A 19,182-nucleotide genomic window follows, 5' to 3' on the forward strand; every position below is an offset into this window, starting at 1 on the left:
GAACGCAAACGACACAACAAGCCGCGCAAGGAGTAGTTTTCTTCGCACATGATTTGTGCTCGCTACGTTTAGAAAACGATCAAACTGGTTGAATATGCTGATTACCACCGATCAACTTTATCATAAATTTCAGGAATGTACCGGAATTTCGACCGATACGCGCCGAATCACCCCCGATTGTTTGTTTGTCGCGCTCAAAGGGGCAAATTTCGATGGTAATCAGTTTGCGGAGCAGGCCCTGGCAGAAGGTGCCCGCTACGCCCTCGTCGACGACGTAACGGTTGCGGACCGGAATCCTCAATGCCTGCTTGTTTCGGATGGCCTAACCGCTCTACAGGACCTGGCCCGTCACCATCGCCAAACCCTTACCATTCCGGTCATTGGTCTAACGGGTTCGAATGGCAAAACCACCACGAAAGAGCTTATTGCGGCAGTTCTGTCCAAAAAATATCTGACCTATGCTACCGTCGGGAATTTAAACAACCACATTGGTGTACCACTCACTATTTTATCGCTCAACGAACAGCATGAATTGGCGGTTGTCGAAATGGGCGCGAATCACCAGAAAGAAATCGAACTGCTCTGCTCCATTGCCCAGCCGACGCATGGTCTGATTACCAACGTTGGCAAGGCGCACCTGGAAGGTTTCGGCGGAATTGAAGGCGTTCGAAAAGGGAAAGGCGAATTGTACGATTATCTGGCGCAGCATGGACGTACCGTATTTATCAACTCCCGCGATAAAACCTTGATGGCAATGTATCGCGAACGACTGAAAACGCTACGTTCCGACACCGTTTTTGCCGAAGCTATTTTCTATCCCGCAGTGGAAGCTGCCGCAGTGGAGGCTGCCGCCGTTGAATCATCTGAAACGCCCATCGAACTGCTTCAGGAATCGCCCGTAGTTATTTATCGCGACTCGGCCGGGCAGGCCATAACGACTCATTTACCAGGTCGTTACAACTTCGAAAATATGACCGGCGCACTGGCTATTGGCGATTACTTCGGCGTATCGCCCGACGAGGCCAACCATGCCATTGCCGATTATAATCCAACGAATAACCGCTCGCAGGTGATCCCTAAGGGAACGAATACCGTTCTACTCGATGCTTATAACGCCAATCCGAGTTCGATGGCCGCTGCCATTCGTCAGTTTGCGGCAACACCCGCGAAACGAAAAGCTGTCATTCTGGGCGATATGTATGAACTTGGCACCGAGAGCGAAGCAGAACATACCGCCTTAGGCAAATTGATTGCCGAAGGCAAATTCGATCTGGTCATTCTGGCGGGCAAAGACATGCAGTATGCACTCCCTTTTCTGCCTAAAGCGTATTACTTCCCGGACAAATTCTCGCTACATAACTGGCTGATGGACAACCCCATGACCGACACCCACGTACTGGTCAAAGGCTCACGGGGCATGAGTTTAGAATCGGTCGTGCCTTTTATCTAAAATTGTGTTGGGTTGTACCTTAATTTTTGTCTTTCATGAAATTGATCTGGATCATTAGCTTGTTCTGCATTCCTGTTTTGTCATTCGGACAAACCCAGCCGAACACTACTAAACCTGCCTTTGAGGCTGAAATCCTGGCTTTTGAGAAGGTCGATAAAGTTGCCTTGACCCCTCCCAATCCGATTGTGTTTACAGGCAGTTCCTCCATCCGGTTATGGGAAAATCTGGCCGAGTATTTTCCTAAAAAAACGGTACTCAATCGGGGGTTTGGTGGATCGCAGTTAAGCGACGTATTGCGCTACGCGGATCGAGTCATTGTTCGGTATCGCCCTAAACAAGTAGTGATTTACGCCGGCGAAAACGACGTAGCGTCGGGAAAAGTAACTGGTCAGCAGACGTACGAACGCCTGGTCGCCCTGTTTCAGTACGTCCGTCAGAAGCTGCCGAACGTAACGTTTTCGTTTATTTCGCTCAAACCCAGCCCATCTCGCCGGAAGTACTTTCCGGAAATGGACGTAGCGAACCAGCTCATTAAAGACTATCTGGCCAAGCAAAAGAATACGCAGTTCATCGATATTCGACCGGTGATGCTTACCCCCGCCGGACAACCGGTTCCCGAGTTATTTAAACCCGACAGTTTACACATGCTTCCTGCGGGCTACCAGCGATGGGCTAAAGTAGTAGGACCGTATTTGAAATAACCTTCTTTTTGCTAAAAACCAGCGATTTGCGCAAACGTTTTCGCATCGGATAAGACTTCCAGTACCAACGGCTTTTTTCGCTCATTTTGCCCTGTTTCCCGCTTGTTTTGCGAATCGGCGTCAATAAATACGTCCCCCAGAACGACTAATAATGGGTTCTGGCATCAGCGACTCGGTATACTCGACGACAACGACGTTTACCTTTGTCGTATAAACCGTATAATCCCTTCTCTGATGAAAAAACTGCTTTTTTGTCTGGTCGTTACGTTGTTTACAGCGCAAAATCTGTATGCACAAACGGCCCAGTATGCGATAGTGCCTAAACCTGTTCGTCTGGACGAACGTAGCGGCAGTTATACCTTACCGGCCAAGCCAACGATTTCGGTCCAGTCGGCTAACCCTGAAGTGCAGCGTATTGCCCAAATGTTTGCCGACCAACTGGCTAAATCGACGGGGACAGCTCCAGTCGTCAAGTCAGGCAAGGCGTCGAAAGCGATCTCGTTCGTAAACGCCAAAGGATCGAAATTAGGCGCAGAAGGGTATTCGCTGGATGTTTCGCCAAAGCAGATTGTCCTTACGGCCGAGCAACCACAAGGCTTCTTTTACGGCGTTCAGTCGCTCATGCAACTCATGCCAGCCGCCGTTTTCAGCCCGACGAAAGTAAGTGGTGTTACGTGGTCAGTACCGGCCTGTCTGATTGAGGATCAGCCCCGTTATGGCTACCGAGGTTCGATGCTCGATGTGGGGCGGCATTTCTATCCTGTGCCGTTTATCAAAAAATACATCGACTTGCTGGCGCTACACAAGTTCAATACGTTCCATTGGCACTTGACCGAAGATCAGGGATGGCGCATCGAGATCAAAAAATATCCGAAGCTTACGGAGTCTGCTTCGATCCGTCCGCGAACCATGGTTGGTCACTACAGCGACCGTAAGTACAGCGACAAGCCTTATGGCGGTTTTTATACGCAGGATGATGTACGCGATGTGGTTAAATACGCTCAGGAGCGCTACATAACGGTCATTCCAGAGATTGAAATGCCGGGGCATTCGGTAGCGGTATTGTCGGTCTATCCCGAACTGGGCGGAAATCCTGACCGGGTGTTACCCGTAACGGGCACCTGGGGCGTACATGAGCAGGTGCTGTTTCCCCGCGAAGAAACGTTCACTTTTCTGGAAAATGTCCTGACCGAAGTCATGGCGTTATTCCCGAGCCAGTACATTCACATTGGGGGCGACGAATGTCCGAAGACCGAGTGGAAACAAAGCAAATTCTGCCAGGCGTTGATGAAGGAAAAAGGGCTGAAAGATGAGCACGAGCTACAGAGTTATTTTATCCAGCGCATTGACAAATTCGTTACCTCGAAAGGGCGCCGGATCATTGGCTGGGATGAAATTCTGGAAGGGGGTTTGTCGCCGAATGCTACGGTTATGAGCTGGCGTGGCGTTGACGGCGGTATTGCAGCGGCCCGCCAAAACCACGACGTCATTATGAGCCCCACTACGTATTGCTACCTCGATTATTACCAGGCTGATCCGAAAACGCAACGCCAGCCGGTGGCTATTGGCGGCTTCCTGCCTCTCGAAAAAGTATATAGCTTCAATCCATCGGTGTCCGATAGTCTGACCGCCGATCAGGCCAAGCACGTACTGGGCGTACAAGCCAATATCTGGTCGGAGTATATGCCAACGACTCACTACGTTGAATACATGGCCTATCCGCGGATTCTCGCCATTGCCGAAACGGCCTGGACACCCAAAGAAGCCAAGAACTTCGACGACTTTAAGCGACGCTTAGACGTGCACAAAAAGCGACTGGACTACCTGAATGTCAATTATTTCGAAGCGCCAATCAACAAAAATTTCGAGTACGTCTGGCCACGAGAAACCGCAAAGAAGTAGCTGAATAAACGACACCATTTACCACAGAGCGGTCCGCCATTACGGTACTCCGTACACAGAGAAATAAGCTACGTATTTTATGTCTCTGTGTACGGTGTGCCGCAACGGCGGACCGCTCTGTGGTAATGAACTTCGGTAGATATGAAAACTCTATTTATCATTTTACTGACGTGTTTTAGCGTCGTACACTCGCAGCCCATTCGTTTTGCGTTTGTGACTGATACCCACGTCGGCGCCCCCGAAACGGCGGCCGACGATTTACAATGTACCGTTAACGACATCAACAGCTTATCCGACATCGATTTCGTGGTCTTCACGGGCGACGTCACCGATTATGGGGCGGATCGGGAGTTTGCCGAAGCGAAACGTATCCTCGATGGGCTAACCAAAAAATGGTACATCTTCCCCGGCAATCACGACACAAAATGGTCGGAAAACGGCTGCAACAGTTTTAAAACCGTATTCGGTGCCGAGCATTTTGCGTTCGATTTTGGAAAGTATCGATTCATTGGCTGTGGCAGCGGTCCCAACATGCGGATGTCGCCGGGGCTGGTCTCCCGCGAAGACGTACTGTGGCTACGGTCGGAAGTCGACAAACTCAACGGTTCCGATCGGCCCGTGATTTTCATGAACCATTATCCCCTCGATAATTCACTGGCAAACTGGTATCTGGTCATCGACGAAATCAAAAAAACAAATGTACAGGCGGCTCTGTGCGGCCACGGGCATGCGAATCAGTCACTGGATTTTGAAGGAATTCCAGGCACCATGGGTCGCTCAAACCTTCGAGCGAAAGAGGCCGTCGGCGGCTATAATCTGGTAACGATTCAGAACGATACAATGTCGTTCGCAGTACGCACACCAATCGTTGGTCAGCAAGCAGGTCAGACGGCGGCTCCCTGGCGTACGATCGGTTTGGTGAACCATCATTTTTCTCAGGATACGAAACGATACCCACGCCCTTCTTACCAGCTCAACGACTTGTACAAAAACGTGACGGCAGTCTGGGAAAAGCAGGACAACAGCGATATTGGCGGGGGCATTATCGCGGATAAAGACATCTGTCTATATCCCAACACAGCCGGTCAGTTGGTCGCGTTATCGTTAGCTGATGGATCATCCAAATGGCGGTTTGCTACCCAGGGAAAAATCTATTCAACGCCCGCTCTGCATAAAAACCGCGTCGTCATCGCGTCAACCGATGGCACCATTTATTGCCTGGACAAACGTAGTGGTTCGTTGCTCTGGAAGCGGGAAACCGGCAAACCGATTGTAGCCTGCCCACGTATCGACGGGAAAATGGTCTACATTGGTAGTTCAGAAGGGAAGTTTAGCGCCCTATCGCTCAAAGATGGTTCAGTGAACTGGACATTCAGCGACGTAAAAGGTTTTGTCGAATCCGTACCGGTTGTCGATAAGTCAAACGTTTATTTTGGTTCCTGGGGATCAGCGTTTTATGCGCTGAACAAGAAAACCGGCCAGCCAGCCTGGACATGGAGCAACAACAAACTCCGTAATTTTTCGCCCGCGGCTTGTGTACCGATCCTTACCAATGGACGCATTTTTTTGCAAACACCCGACCGGACCGTAACCGCGCTCGATGCTAAAACAGGGCAGGAAATCTGGAAATCAAATCAGCATAAGGGATTTGAAGCCAGTGGTTTATCAGAAGACGGTTCGCTATTCTACGTCAAGTGCATGAGCGATACGGTATGGGCCCTGTCAACGCGTTCCGACGTAGCGCAACCCGAATGGTTCGTTAATTGCCAATACGGCGCCGAAATAAGTCCCTCAGCGATCGTTGAGAAGGCCAATACCATCTTCGTTCCAACCGACGAAGGTGTGCTTTACGTTATTGACCGTTCGACCCGACAGCTTTCCTGGGCCCGTAAACTATCCAACGCCATGGTGAACCCGGTTTTCCCATTAAGCAACCACGATGTTCTTGTAACGACGATGGACGGCAAAATCGTCAGGCTACGTAACAAGGCTGACTAGCAGTAACGTAACGTGAGTGTTTCAAAAGTCAATATGGCTGGGAACAGTTAGGTTAACTGGCTGACTTTTGGTTAGTCGATGGACTAATTATAGTCTGTAATTCAGGGATATTTGACTAATCTCTAACTTTTGCACTTTACCTTGAAGTACTATCTCACTTCATTTTACCGACGTATAGGGATAAGTTTAAGCCAACGAAAGACCGCTTAGCGTTCAGATTGCCAAAAGCCGTAAGACCAATCCCCACATCTTTTGTCGAAGTGATAAATCGAATTTCGGCTGGTAGGCCAACGGTGGAGTATCGAACAGATTCATACAAATGCTCGGCAGAGAACAATGGGGCACCGATTGCCGAAAGATATTTACCCCGCTTTCTGCCCCAGACGTTGCTTACACCCGTTGAGAGACGAAATTTACCTGTTTTAATGCCATACATTAGCGCGAATTCTTGTGCCATGATGCTAGGGGCATTCTTGGAAAACAGTTCACGATTATCCGTATAACGGGCAATCAGTAAAGTAGGCTTATTGCTAAATTCGTATCCCAAGGCTACCATGCCACTAGGGTACTGGCTTTTCCCTAAACTTACCCCGAGCCAGTAATTGTCTAGGTTAGTCCTCTGTGAGTAACCAATTGTCGTAGTTAAGCAAAGGAGGGCTAATGCCCAATAGAAAGCGAGAGATTTTATCATAATATATTACCAAATGAATATAATTGTAAAATTACATATATAAAAAATGATAAACCGTGAATGTTATGCTTTCTTGGTAGAATTGACAAACATACATTTTGAGTTATTGAACTGAAGAATTTCTTTGAAACTTTTGCAACAGCCACGTGAATTATGGCTATTTTTTTGTTATCCCGACCGGTCCGCCAGTGCGGCCAGGATGACAAAAAAAGACTGTAGTCATTTAATAATGAGTTATTTGTTTTGACAATTATCTATGACTTACGTTAACTTACTCTCACAACGTCATTTCCATTCGGATATCCGCCCGGGCATACGGCGTTGGTACACTCGGCACTTCGCGGAACCCAACGCTGGCGTACATTGTCAGAGCCGGTGTCAAGACTCGATTTGATTCAAGCCAGACTGTTTTAACTCCTAATTGGCGAGCGTAGTCTATAGCCGCTGTGCACAGCATCCTGCCAATACCATTACCCTGAGCTACAGGCGAAACAGCCATTTTTGCTAGCTCGAAACCCGTTCCTCCCCGATCCGGCGTTCCCATATTGATCATCGCTACGCAGCCAACAATCTCATCACCCATTTTAGCGAAAAAGATCTGACCATCATCAGGTAAAATGTACGTTTCGGGATTTTCCAGTTGCTCCAGATCATGCGGCTCAACCCGAAAATAGGTTTCGATCCATTCAATATTCAAGCGTTTGAAATCGGGTTGATAAACAGGTGAATAGGAAATGATGGAGATGTCGCTCATGGAGTTGATGGTTACTGGTTTACTTTGCTTTAATTGATCCTGTACACGGTCATAAAAGCCGCGTTTGGCTAACTGATCTTCCATTTCCTGAAGTGAGTTTAACAGGTTATGCGTTTGACTATCCAGCATTTGTCGGTTGACCGTAATAAAGGCATCCCATACAGGTTGAAGTTTAGGGAGCATGTCTTTCCCTTTTTCACTTAACGTCAGCAGGCGTTTGCGACCATCGCGCTCCGATTTAGCGGAGATGACTAAACCTTGCTTCTCTAGCTCATTAATCACCTGAATTACAGCCGGATGCGTAACTCCCAGGCGTTCAGCAATTTCCATAACGGCTACGGGTCCCTGCCGGGCAATCAGCACAAAAACCGTCGCCCAGCGAACGTCGAAATCCAGTCCGGACTGCCGGTATGTTGTTGTGACTGCCTGCCAATACAGATCACTCAAACGTCTAAGCCGACTGGCAAGAGCCAATTCGGCCATCTCAGCCATAAAATCCATACTATGTAAGTAATTACGTAAGTTCTTACATAATTAGAGAACGTACGCTAGCATGTCAAGGGTTTGTGATAAAAATTTTAACTTTCTGGTATCAGCTAATGGCAAAAAGTAATGCATACCATTATATAATCCGAAAAACTATCTTATTTTTGCACTTTCCTAAGAAACAACATATATAATAGAGCATCTTTATTGAATACTAAATGTTCTTTTAATTTCACTAAAAAAGTATGCAAACATCGACTTACGTCCCCTACAAAGTAAAAGATATTGCGCTGGCCGAATGGGGCCGCAAGGAAATTAAACTTGCTGAAGCTGAAATGCCAGGGCTAATGGCTCTTCGTGCCGAATATGGTCCATCGCAGCCGCTGAAGGGTGCGCGGGTCGCTGGTTGCCTACACATGACCATCCAGACTGCCGTACTGATCGAGACGCTGGTTGAGTTGGGCGCTCAGGTGACCTGGTCTTCGTGTAACATCTTTTCAACGCAGGATCACGCGGCTGCGGCTATCGCTGCGGCTGGCATTCCAGTCTACGCGTGGAAAGGCATGAACGAAGAAGAATTTAACTGGTGTATCGAGCAAACGCTGTTCTTCGGCGAAGATCGTCAGCCTCTTAACATGATTCTGGACGATGGTGGTGACCTAACCAACATGGTTTTCGATGTTTATCCTGAACTGATCCAGAACATAAAAGGCCTGTCGGAAGAAACGACAACGGGTGTTCACCGCCTGTATGAGCGGATGAAAAACGGTACGTTGCACCTGCCTTCCATCAACGTGAACGATTCGGTAACGAAGTCGAAATTCGATAACAAATACGGTTGCCGTGAGTCGCTGGTCGATGCAATCCGTCGCGCTACCGACCTGATGCTGGCTGGTAAAGTGGCTGTTGTGGCTGGCTATGGCGATGTAGGTAAAGGTTCTGCTGAGTCGTTACGGGGTGCGGGTTGCCGTGTTCTCGTAACCGAGATTGACCCAATCTGCGCCTTGCAGGCCGCTATGGATGGCTTCGAAGTTATTCCGATGGACGAAGCTGTTCCCCGCGCTCAGATTTTCGTAACGGCAACGGGTAACGTCAATATCATTAAAGATCGTCACTTCAAGGCAATGCGCGATAAAGCCATTGTCTGTAACATTGGTCACTTCGATAACGAAATCGACATGGCCTGGTTGAACGAAAATTACGGTCACTCGAAGAGCCAGATCAAGCCACAGGTTGATATGTACGAAATCGACGGGAAGGAAATCATCATCCTGGCCGAAGGTCGTCTGGTAAACCTGGGTTGTGCGATGGGTCACCCAAGCTTCGTTATGTCGTGCTCGTTCTCGAACCAGACGCTGGCGCAATTGGAGCTGTGGGCAAACTCGGATAAGTACGAAAACAAAGTGTACGTACTGCCGAAGAAACTTGACGAGAAAGTGGCTGCTCTGCACCTAGCTCACGTTGGTGCCAAGCTTGAACCACTGGAACAAGCGCAGGCCGACTACATCGGTGTTTCGATAGAAGGTCCGTTCAAATCAGAAATGTATCGGTATTAAGAAAGGGTAAAAGGAGAAGGGAGGAAAGGAAGAAGGAGCTGAAGTTCCTTTTCTCCTTTCCTCCCTTCTCCTTTTACCCCCTGCCACAGATCCGCGCTTTTTTGCGTAAAAAGTAGTAGTATTGACACGTAGTAACGGCTCTCAATCATGATGTTTCCACTAAATCCGACGATACGCCGGGATGACTGCCTGACTGACGATGAATTTTACGCCTTCTGTCAGGCCAATCCGACGCTCCGCATCGAACGCGAAGCGGATGGCCAGATTATTTTTGAGATGCCCACCAACACAAAAACAGGCTTAAAAAACGCCGATCTTATTGCCGAGGTTGTTTTCTGGAATCGAAAGACCAAATTAGGCTTGGTTGCTGATTCGAGTGCAGCCTTTACGTTGCCCGACACGTCAGTACGTGCACCGGACGTTTCCTGGATCAGCCACGAACGCTGGAATGCTCTTTCAGATCTTGATCAGGATAAGTTTGCAAAAGTCTGCCCCGACTTCGTGATTGAACTTTTCTTTGATACTGATGAGAAATATACCTTACCAAAGAAAATGGAGAAGTATCTTCAGAACGGTGTCCGGCTCGGCTGGACGATTGATCCATTCACGCAGCAAACAACAATTTATCGGCCCGACAGTGAGTCAGAAGTGGTTTCCTTTGCCGACGTATTGACCGGTGAAGACATATTACCCGGATTTGCGTTACGTTTACGTGACTTGCTATAGAATACCGTTTATCATTCTCAGCTACCTATGCCATGAACCGTCTACTCTTTATGTTGCTGCTGTCTCCTCTGCTTGCTACGGCGCAGACGACGATCGACACGCTGCATTGGAGCGCCACCCGACGGTTACAGATCGCTGATTTCCACGCCCCGACCCAACCGGGTTTAGGAGGTTCTGAATTTCATTATCAGATTGGCTACGAAGTTCGCCCGACCTCCCTCTGGAGCCAACCCGCCATAGAATCGTTCTGCCTGATGTTCCGCAACTTATCGTGGGTATCGGAAACGGCGCGCAACGAACGTACTTTGGTCTACAATCAGATTTTGTTCGACCTGGTAGAGGTTCATGCCCGACACATGAAAACCAAATTGATTGCACTCGGTCTCGACAAAAATTTCAAACAGCAGGCCAAACAGATCGAATACCTGACTAACTCCGAGCTTGGCGCCGAAGTGAACCGGTTTCGGAGCGAAACGGGTGGTGGTGATGATTTACAGGCTCTGCAACGATGGCAACGGCAGGTCGTTAAACAGCTTTACGATACCCCTGATCTGGTAACGACGTATCATCCATCGAAAATTGGTTTTGGTGTGTTCTTCGGTGGAGGGGGCGCCTTACCTACGGGTTCGCTAACCAAAACCATGAATCCACCCGCCGGCTTTGTTCTGGGCTTAGATATTGCTTTCCGACGAACCATGCTGATGCTACATCCTACACTCTACAGTAGCGTCCTTCGAACCGAATTTTCGCATCAGAACCAGACCTGGGAAACGGGAATGGCGGTAATTCCGGCTTTATTTGAAATTGGCTTAGGGCAGGCCGTCGGAAATTCGCCCCGGATTCGCTGGATTCCTTACGTAGGGTACCGACTGCTTGAGCTTTCCCCCCGTGACCGAAACGATGAACGCTACAAAGGATTTTCGCTGCTTAATCATGCACCGACGGTTGGCCTGATCGCCGACTTTATGTTCAATCATAATACGCATACCGCAGATCGTTCGGAAGACAGTTTCTGGTTTGTACGAACAAAGTTATCCTATAGCCCTGTGCTCAATACGGGGCCTTTTTCGGGTGGATTGATCAATTTACAGATTGGCCTGGGTGGCTTTGGGCGCCCTCGCAAAGTAAGTTATCAACCGAACCGTACAGTTATTGCCTTGCCTGACAAACTCATGTAACGAGCCCATTCAGCGTGGCCGGAAATTAGCTCTCCTATCAATTAATACGTATCAGCAGCATCAAATTTGGATTAATCCAAATATATTATTTCATTAAATCAATAATACCATAGTTAATAATATATTTATACAAAAGCACTTCCATTAAATTCTGATAATCTATTAATTTGCAGTCGATTCCGGAAGACAAGATCAGGATAGTCTGATGTATGGTCCGTTTGCAGACGAAGCGGAACGAGTATGCTCAGCGTCTCCTTCCCGAATTCTCTTCTTTTTTACCTACACAACCTTACTATGGTACACGTTTTACGAGAATGGTCGTCCTGTTACCGATTGGCAGGACGCGCCCGCATTCACTTCGTTCTATGGCTTAGTTGCCTGTCGTTTGCTGCTACGTATGCCCGCAGTGGCCCTGAATCCCTGACGCATCCGACGAGTCTGCCGGCCAACGGAGAAGCATCGGTTGATATTACGATCAATGGCGTCGTTCATGACACTAAAACAAATACCCCCCTGCCCGGTGTAAACGTCACGATTAAAGGTACCACGCGTGGCGCTACTACGGATGCGCAGGGGAAATACCGGATTGTGGTGAAAGGGCCAACCGACGTACTGGTGTTTTCGTTCATCGGCTACACCAACAAAGAAGAAACGGTTGGCAATCGGACGGAAATCAACGTAACGATGGCCGACGACCAGAAACAACTCGACGAAGTTATCGTGACGGCACTGGGGGTAAAACGCGAAGAACGCGCCCTGGGTTATGCCGTTCAGAAAGTGTCGGGGAGTACGCTCCAAACCGTGAAAGGCGTGAATGCCGCTACGTCGCTGACGGGTCGGGTGGCCGGTCTTTGGGTGCGGAACAGCACGGAATTTAACGAAGCCCCTACCCTCCAGCTACGGGGCGAGACGCCCTTGCTGGTCATTGATGGGGTTCCGTACGGCAACATGAATATTGGCAACATTCCGCAGGATGACATCGAAAGCATCGACGTACTGAAAGGGCCAACCGCATCGGCGCTTTACGGGTCGCGCGGGGGCAGCGGAGCCATCATCATTACCACCAAACGGGGAGCAAATTCCAAAGGACTGACCGTAACGGTTAATAGCAACAACATGGTCAACGCTGGATTTCTGATGCTGCCCGAAGTACAGCATTCGTATAGTGCTGGTCTGGGCGGTGTTTATGACCCGACGGACTACATATGGGGCCAAAAACTCGACATAGGTAAGCGGGCCAGCCAGTGGAATCCCATTACGAAGCGGATGGAAGACATGGAACTGACGTCGCGCGGGAAAACTAATTTCCAGGATTTTCTGGTTCCCGGCATGATTTCCAACAACAACGTCAGCCTGTCGCAAAGTGGGGAGAACGGGAGTTTCCGGGTGTCTCTGAACCACATTTATAACAAAGGCCAGTATCCGAATCTGCAAGCGAACGCCCTAAATTTCTCTGTTTCGGGAGAGATGAAGGTGGGCGATAAATTTACCCTGTCGAGCCAGGCAGGTTTTAACCGCAAAACCGCTCCACAGATTTTCGGAAGTGGCTATACGAACCAGGGGTACATTTATAATATCCTGATCTGGATGGGGCCCGAATATGATCTGAGCCTGTACAAAGACAATTACTGGGTGGTACCGAACGAGCAGCAGAACTGGCACTACAAAGCCTGGTACGATAACCCGTATTTGATGGCGTATGAGAAACTGAACGGTATTGAGCAGAACAAGATCAACACCAACCTGACCGCTACGTATACGCCGTTCCCTGGCGCTAAGGTCATTGTTCGGCCGGGGCTCGATATGTTCTTCAATAACGAAACCCGCCGGAATCCGCCCAATATTCTATCAACGCGGGGCTGGGTGGCCAATGGATTGTATTCGATCGACCAGCGTAACGGCTACAGCTTCAACGGTGATGCGTTGATCACCTACAACAAACAGGTTGGCAAGCTTGATATCGATGCCCTTGTCGGAGGAACGATTTTCACTTACAGCAATAAGGAGATTTACAGTGCCACGCGGGGTGGCATCGTGGTTCCCGGCTACTATTCGCTTAATAATTCCATCGAACGGCCGGACGTAGTGGTTAACCCCAATCCATCCACACAGGCGTCACTTTTTACGACTACGGATGGCAATCCATACGGTAAAAAACAAGTGAATAGCCTGTACGGTAAACTAACCTTAAGCTACCTCAACAGCCTCTTTCTCGACGTAACGGGCCGGAATGACTGGAGTTCAACGATGCCTGTCAGCTCGCGGTCTTATTTTTATCCATCGGTGGGTGGTAGTGTCGTGATGAGCGAATTTCTGAAAATGCCCACCTGGCTCGACTTCTGGAAACTCCGCGGCTCGTGGACGCTATCGAAATCCGATCTGGGCGTGTACGCAACCAATCAAACGTATTCGACGACCACCGCCGACTGGGATAACCTGAATTCCGCTACATACCCGACCACGATTCGTACCAGCAACGTGAAACCCGAAACGAACCGGACGTGGGAAATCGGTACGTCGGCTTATTTTCTGGGCAAGCGCTTAAAGCTGGACGTAGCGTATTTCGACAAGTACAACTACAATATCCAGCGGTCGGCTACCATCTCGCCTTCGTCGGGCTTTACCTCTACGCTGATCAATACGCTGGAAAGTTACGTTCGTCGGGGTCTGGAAGTAACGCTGGACGCGACGGTGATCAAGAGAGGTAATTTCCAGTGGGATGCGACGGCCAACTATTCGTTTAATCATCGTTATTTCAAAGAGCTGGACCCCGTTTATTCCGCGAATAACCTGTGGACTAAAGTTGACGGGCGGGTCGATACGTATACCGGTCGGACGTGGGTAACGGACCGGTCTGGCAACGTCGTTCACCAGACGAATGGCTTACCGCTGGCCAGCAACTATAACTATTTGTACGGTTTGACTGACCCTGACTTTATCTGGGGCCTGGCAAATACCATTCGCTACAAGGATTTTCAGATTGGCCTTCGCTTCGACGGTCGGATTGGTGGCTATTTAAACAACTATAGCTCCTATAAAATGTGGGATACGGGTTCACATCCCGACAGCGACAACCAGTGGCGCTACGATGAAGTCGTCAATGGCAATAAATCGTACGTTGGGCAAGGGGTGAAAGTGACGGGGGGTGCCGTTACGTATGACAACTACGGTCAGATTACCAGCGATACCCGCGAGTTTGCGCCCAACGATACCAAAGTGTCATATGAAACCTACGCGCGGACGTACGGCGACGGGACGCGGGGCGTCACGAACGCTACGTTCCTGAAACTGCGCGAAGTATCTATTGGCTATACACTCCCCAGTGCCATTGCCAGCCGCATTGGTGCCCGGTCGGCCAGCATTTCGCTGACGGGACAAAACGTGTGGATGTGGGCTAAAGCGTTCCGGTACGCCGACCCTGACAAAGCCGACGATACCCAGCTTACATCGCCATCCGTGCGTTACGTAGGTGCGAACCTGCAACTGACCTTTTAATCGACCGCCAAACCGACATTTCGGATGAAAACGACTTATAAACACTATTTTATCGCCGGTCTGGTGCTGCTGTCTTCGACGAGTTGCTCACATTTCGACGAGATTAACTCGAACCCCGATGCGGCTGTCAATGCGACGGCCCCCATGCTGGCGACCAAGCTGATTCTGAACATTACGGATGAGACGATCAACTCCCAGAAAAGCTTTATGCAGCCCTTCATGCTTGGTAAAACGATTCTGTACACGGAATTCGCGGAACCGCAGCAATACAACGACCTCGGACGTACTAGTTTTGACGTCGTACCGGTGTTGACCAACGTCGAGAAAATGCAGGCTTATGCCGCTACAAGCGCAGCCAAAGATTCCTATACGGCGCTGGGGCATTTTATTCGGGCCTGGAAATTTTTCAATCTGACCATGCGCGTGGGTGATATTCCGTACAGCAACGCCCTAAAAGGCGAAACCGGCGGTATTGCTCCTGCGTATGATACGCAAAAACAAGTGTTTCAGGGAATTCTGAATGAGCTGGACGAAGCCAACACACTTTTCGCCAAGGGCATCAAATTCGACGGCGATCCAATTTACGGGGGCGATGCGGCCAAGTGGCGCAAATTAGTCAATACGTTCGAGTTGCACATACTGCTTAATCTGTACAGGAAAACCGCCGATACCGATCTGAAAGTAACGGATCGGTTCAAAGATATTGTCGCGAACCGCCCGATCTTCCAGAGTAACGCTGATAATTTTCAGCTCGTATATTCCGACAAAGCGGGCCAACGGTATCCGTTCTACAAACTGGGCAACCCATCCATTATTTACACAATGGTTTCCAGTACGTTGACCGATAAACTAAAAACCCTAAACGACCGCCGACTGTATTACTATGCCAATCCATCGCCGGTGCAGATCAGCAAAGGGAAAGCCGTCAACGACCCGACCGCCTACATTGGTACGGACCCGTCGATGGTGTACGCCGACGTGAGCAAAATTTACGCGACGAAAGATTACTCGAACGTCAACAGCCGCTACATGGAACTGCCCGCCGGCGAACCGGTTTATCTACTGAGTTATTCGCAGTTGAAGTTCATGCTGGCCGAAGCCACCGTTCGGGGCTGGATCACGGGCACCCCAGCCGCTACGTACTATACCGATGGCATTACAGCGGCCATGACGTTTGTGATGAACAACACGCCCAACGACCCGGCTTACCACCACAACATGCCTATTACAGCCGACTACATCAGCAGCTACGTAGCGTCGGATAAGGTGAAGCTAACCGGTAATTCGGAACAGATGATCGAGCAGATTGTAACCCAGCGGTTTATCAGTACATTCCTGCAATCGCCCTACGACGCCTTTTTCGAGAACCGTCGGACAGGGTATCCGGCTTTCCCGATCAATCCGGCCTCGAACGTAAACGTACCCGGCACCAAACTTCCTGTGCGCTGGCTGTATCCCCAAAGTGAGCTGGATTATAACGGGACGAACGTAAAACAGGCACTGACGACTCAGTTCAACGGCAGCGACACAACCAACGAACTGATGTGGATTCTGAAGTAAGCCGGTCACGCACCGAACGCGTTTTGGTTTCGACAGGATTCATCGGATGAAACAGAATGGGCGCTACCCGTAAAAAATCCTGTTTTATCCGGTAAATCCTGTCGAAAACGTTTATCTTCGGGAATGGCCGCAAGCCAGTACACCGGCAATTCTACTTTATTTTGCTTCTCATGGACTCCAGACGGGATTTTTTAAAAAAAGCCGCTCTTTTATCCGCCAGTTTTCCGGGGGTTCTGCCCGAATCCATCCAGAAAGCGTTCGCCATTGACCCGCAACCGGGCACTACGTATCTGGATGCCGAACACGTCGTGATTCTGATGCAGGAAAACCGTTCGTTCGATCATACCTACGGGTCGCTTCAGGGCGTTCGGGGATTCAACGACCCGAGAGCGATCGACCTGCCCAATAAAAATAAAGTTTGGTTGCAGACCAACGCGGCAAACGAAACATACGCTCCGTTCCGGCTAAATATCAAAGATACCAAAGCCACCTGGATGAGTTCGTTGCCGCACTCCTGGGAAAATCAGGTCGATGCCCGTAACAAGGGCCGGTGTGACGGCTGGCTGGAAGCCAAGAAATCAGGAAATAAAGAGTACGCCAAAATGCCGCTGACGCTGGGGTATTACAACCGGCAGGATCTTCCATTTTACTACGCCCTGGCAGATGCATTTACCGTGTGCGATCAGAATTTCTGCTCGTCGCTAACCGGTACAACCCCGAACCGCCTGTTTTTCTGGACGGGCACTGTCCGTGATCCACGCGACCCGAAGGCAATGGCCAACGTACGGAATGAAAACGTAGATTACGAGTCGGAAGTAAACTGGACAACCTTTCCGGAGCGTTTGGAAGACCTGGGCATTTCCTGGAAAATTTACCAGAATGAAATCAGCCTGCCGACGGGTCTGGAAGGCGAAGCGGACGGTTGGCTCGGCAATTTCACCGATAACCCGATCGAATGGTTTTCGCAGCACCAGGTCCGATTCCACCCGGCTTACTATCCGTATATTCAACAACAGGAAAAAGTACTTCCCGAACGCATACAGACGCTGGAAGCCAAGCTAAAAACTATGTCTGAGAGCGATAAAGAGTATGCCCGAACGAAACGGGAATTGGCTAATCAGCAGCATTGGCTAACGTTGATTCGGGAAGATCTGGTAAAATACACGCCCGAGAAATTCAAGCAACTCTCGCAACGGGAAAAGAACCTCAGCGCCAGGGCATTCACGACGAACGCCAACGATCCCGATTACCACACGCTAACAACACTGACGTATCAGGACGGTGCGACAAAACGGGAAATGGAGGTTCCCAAGGGCGACGTACTGCACCAGTTCAGGGCCGATGTGAAGAACCGAAAATTACCGACTGTTTCGTGGCTGGTTGCTCCCGAGAATTTCTCCGATCACCCGTCGGCTCCCTGGTATGGTGCCTGGTATCTGTCGGAAGTGATGGACATTCTGACGCAGAATCCGGAGGTTTGGAAAAAGACCATTTTCATTCTGGCTTACGACGAAAACGACGGCTATTTCGACCACGTACCGCCTTTCGTTCCGGCACATCCCGATCAGCCCGAAACCGGTTTGACCAGCAACGGCATCGATACGCGACTGGAATTCGTTACGCAGGAACAGGAGAACAAACGGCCGAACAAAGGCCGTACGGGACCAATTGGGCTAGGGTATCGGGTGCCCCTGGTCATTGCCTCACCCTGGAGTCGGGGTGGTTACGTTTGTTCGGAAATCTTCGATCATACGTCGACGCTCCAGTTCCTGGAAACGTTTTTAAGTCATAAAAAAGGCAGGAAAATTGAGGAGTCGAATATTAGCTCCTGGCGACGAACTGTCTGTGGGGATCTGACCTCCGCTTTCCGACCCTATCAGGGCGAAACGATTAAACTCCCGGCGTTCGTCGCCAAAGATGCCTTCATCGAAAGTATTCATAAAGCTCAATTTCAGCCAGTTCCGTCGGGTTACAAAGCCTTTACTGCCGACGAAATCCGGCAGATCAATCAGAATCCAGCCGCTTCGGAACACGTACCAAATCAGGAAAAAGGCATTCGTCCTGCGAATGCGCTGTCCTATGAATTATACGCGGATGGACGTATCGACAACAAGCGGTTTAGGCTGACCATGTCGGCCAGAAATGAAGTCTTCGGCAAACAGGCACTTGGCGCACCGTTTCAAGTCCACCAGATCCTGAACGATGACGTAGCGATACGTTCCTACACGGTTGCTACGGGTGATCAACTCAGTGATTTCTGGCCAGCCGATGTGCCGTATCATCTGCGCATTTATGGGCCGAACGGCTTCTTCCGTGACTTTAAAGGCGCACCGGGAAATCCGCCAATCGAAATTTCCTGTGAGTACGAGCGAGATGCCAGGAAGCAGTTTACAGGCAACGTAGTGGTAAAGCTAAAAAACACCGACGCCCAGCGAACGTATCAGGTTCAACTCGTCGACAATAGTTATCACACGAAAAGCGAGCAAAAAATACTGGATAAAGCGGGCACAAAAGGTGCTCAACAAAGCATCGTATTGACTTTAAAAGGTAGCTACAATTGGTATGATTTCAGCGTAAAAGTGGCGGGTTTTGATACGTTCCTGCAACAGTATGCAGGACGCGTTGAGACAGGAAAGCCTGGCTATACTGATCCGCTGATGGGGCAGACGATCGTATAATTAATGA

At 49.6% G+C, this 19,182-nt stretch carries 12 protein-coding genes; 10 read left to right on the forward strand and 2 right to left on the reverse strand.

From position 1 onward, the window contains the following. The first annotated feature begins 94 nt into the window (after positions 1-94). From IC230_RS00195 to IC230_RS00210, 4 genes are all read left to right on the forward strand, one after another. On the forward strand, positions 95-1,450 hold the full coding sequence (locus IC230_RS00195; RefSeq protein WP_191036946.1) for a UDP-N-acetylmuramoyl-tripeptide--D-alanyl-D-alanine ligase: 1,356 nt from the start codon (positions 95-97) through the stop codon (positions 1,448-1,450). A 35-nt stretch (positions 1,451-1,485) separates the two neighbouring features. Continuing rightward, a complete protein-coding gene (locus IC230_RS00200; RefSeq protein ID WP_191036947.1) occupies positions 1,486-2,151 on the forward strand; it encodes a GDSL-type esterase/lipase family protein in 666 nt (221 codons plus the stop codon). A gap of 234 nt (positions 2,152-2,385) precedes the next feature. Next, on the forward strand, positions 2,386-4,053 hold the full coding sequence (locus IC230_RS00205; protein WP_191036948.1) for a beta-N-acetylhexosaminidase: 1,668 nt from the start codon (positions 2,386-2,388) through the stop codon (positions 4,051-4,053). Between the two features lie 141 nt (positions 4,054-4,194). Next, the gene (locus IC230_RS00210; protein ID WP_191036949.1) at positions 4,195-6,051 is read left to right on the forward strand and encodes an outer membrane protein assembly factor BamB family protein; all 1,857 of its coding nucleotides are present in this window, start codon (positions 4,195-4,197) and stop codon (positions 6,049-6,051) included. Positions 6,052-6,205: 154 nt separating this feature from the next. Here the strand turns inward: IC230_RS00210 and IC230_RS00215 are convergent, their stop codons facing one another. Beyond that, positions 6,206-6,508 carry a hypothetical protein gene (locus IC230_RS00215; RefSeq protein ID WP_191036950.1) on the reverse strand — a complete coding sequence of 101 codons (303 nt, stop codon included), beginning with the start codon at positions 6,506-6,508 and terminating at the stop codon, positions 6,206-6,208. Between the two features lie 511 nt (positions 6,509-7,019). After that, positions 7,020-7,997: a bifunctional helix-turn-helix transcriptional regulator/GNAT family N-acetyltransferase gene (locus IC230_RS00220; RefSeq protein WP_191036951.1), complete on the reverse strand. Its 978-nt coding sequence runs from the start codon at positions 7,995-7,997 to the stop codon at positions 7,020-7,022. A gap of 230 nt (positions 7,998-8,227) precedes the next feature. Here IC230_RS00220 and ahcY point away from each other — a divergent pair, with 230 nt between their 5' ends. The 6 genes from ahcY (at position 8,228) to IC230_RS00250 (ending at position 19,175) form a co-directional block, all read left to right on the forward strand. Continuing rightward, a complete protein-coding gene (gene ahcY, locus IC230_RS00225; protein WP_191036952.1) occupies positions 8,228-9,538 on the forward strand; it encodes an adenosylhomocysteinase in 1,311 nt (436 codons plus the stop codon). Positions 9,539-9,685: 147 nt separating this feature from the next. Continuing rightward, complete coding sequence (locus tag IC230_RS00230; RefSeq protein WP_223860142.1) at positions 9,686-10,264, forward strand: Uma2 family endonuclease; 579 nt, start codon at positions 9,686-9,688, stop codon at positions 10,262-10,264. A 32-nt stretch (positions 10,265-10,296) separates the two neighbouring features. After that, entirely contained in the window at positions 10,297-11,442 is a 1,146-nt protein-coding gene (locus tag IC230_RS00235; protein WP_191036953.1) for a hypothetical protein, read from the forward strand. A 294-nt stretch (positions 11,443-11,736) separates the two neighbouring features. Then, a complete protein-coding gene (locus IC230_RS00240) occupies positions 11,737-14,937 on the forward strand; it encodes a SusC/RagA family TonB-linked outer membrane protein (protein ID WP_191036954.1) in 3,201 nt (1,066 codons plus the stop codon). A 24-nt stretch (positions 14,938-14,961) separates the two neighbouring features. Further along, the gene (locus tag IC230_RS00245; protein WP_191036955.1) at positions 14,962-16,497 is read left to right on the forward strand and encodes a SusD/RagB family nutrient-binding outer membrane lipoprotein; all 1,536 of its coding nucleotides are present in this window, start codon (positions 14,962-14,964) and stop codon (positions 16,495-16,497) included. 170 nt (positions 16,498-16,667) lie between these two features. Continuing rightward, positions 16,668-19,175 (forward strand): phosphocholine-specific phospholipase C, encoded by a 2,508-nt coding sequence (locus IC230_RS00250; protein ID WP_191036956.1) that lies wholly within the window; start codon positions 16,668-16,670, stop codon positions 19,173-19,175. Positions 19,176-19,182 lie beyond the last annotated feature (7 nt).

Source organism: Spirosoma validum (assembly GCF_014699035.1).
Lineage (GTDB): Bacteria > Bacteroidota > Bacteroidia > Cytophagales > Spirosomataceae > Spirosoma > Spirosoma validum.

Coding starts and splice junctions, on each gene's coding strand:
- ahcY (WP_191036952.1), top strand. CDS start 8,228: ATGCAAACATCGACTTACGTCCCCTACAAAGTAAAAGATATTGCGCTG.
- IC230_RS00210 (WP_191036949.1), top strand. CDS start 4,195: ATGAAAACTCTATTTATCATTTTACTGACGTGTTTTAGCGTCGTACAC.
- IC230_RS00250 (WP_191036956.1), top strand. CDS start 16,668: ATGGACTCCAGACGGGATTTTTTAAAAAAAGCCGCTCTTTTATCCGCC.
- IC230_RS00230 (WP_223860142.1), top strand. CDS start 9,686: ATGATGTTTCCACTAAATCCGACGATACGCCGGGATGACTGCCTGACT.
- IC230_RS00215 (WP_191036950.1), bottom strand. CDS start 6,508: ATGGCACAAGAATTCGCGCTAATGTATGGCATTAAAACAGGTAAATTT.
- IC230_RS00235 (WP_191036953.1), top strand. CDS start 10,297: ATGAACCGTCTACTCTTTATGTTGCTGCTGTCTCCTCTGCTTGCTACG.
- IC230_RS00205 (WP_191036948.1), top strand. CDS start 2,386: ATGAAAAAACTGCTTTTTTGTCTGGTCGTTACGTTGTTTACAGCGCAA.
- IC230_RS00245 (WP_191036955.1), top strand. CDS start 14,962: ATGAAAACGACTTATAAACACTATTTTATCGCCGGTCTGGTGCTGCTG.
- IC230_RS00220 (WP_191036951.1), bottom strand. CDS start 7,997: ATGGATTTTATGGCTGAGATGGCCGAATTGGCTCTTGCCAGTCGGCTT.
- IC230_RS00200 (WP_191036947.1), top strand. CDS start 1,486: ATGAAATTGATCTGGATCATTAGCTTGTTCTGCATTCCTGTTTTGTCA.
- IC230_RS00195 (WP_191036946.1), top strand. CDS start 95: ATGCTGATTACCACCGATCAACTTTATCATAAATTTCAGGAATGTACC.
- IC230_RS00240 (WP_191036954.1), top strand. CDS start 11,737: ATGGTACACGTTTTACGAGAATGGTCGTCCTGTTACCGATTGGCAGGA.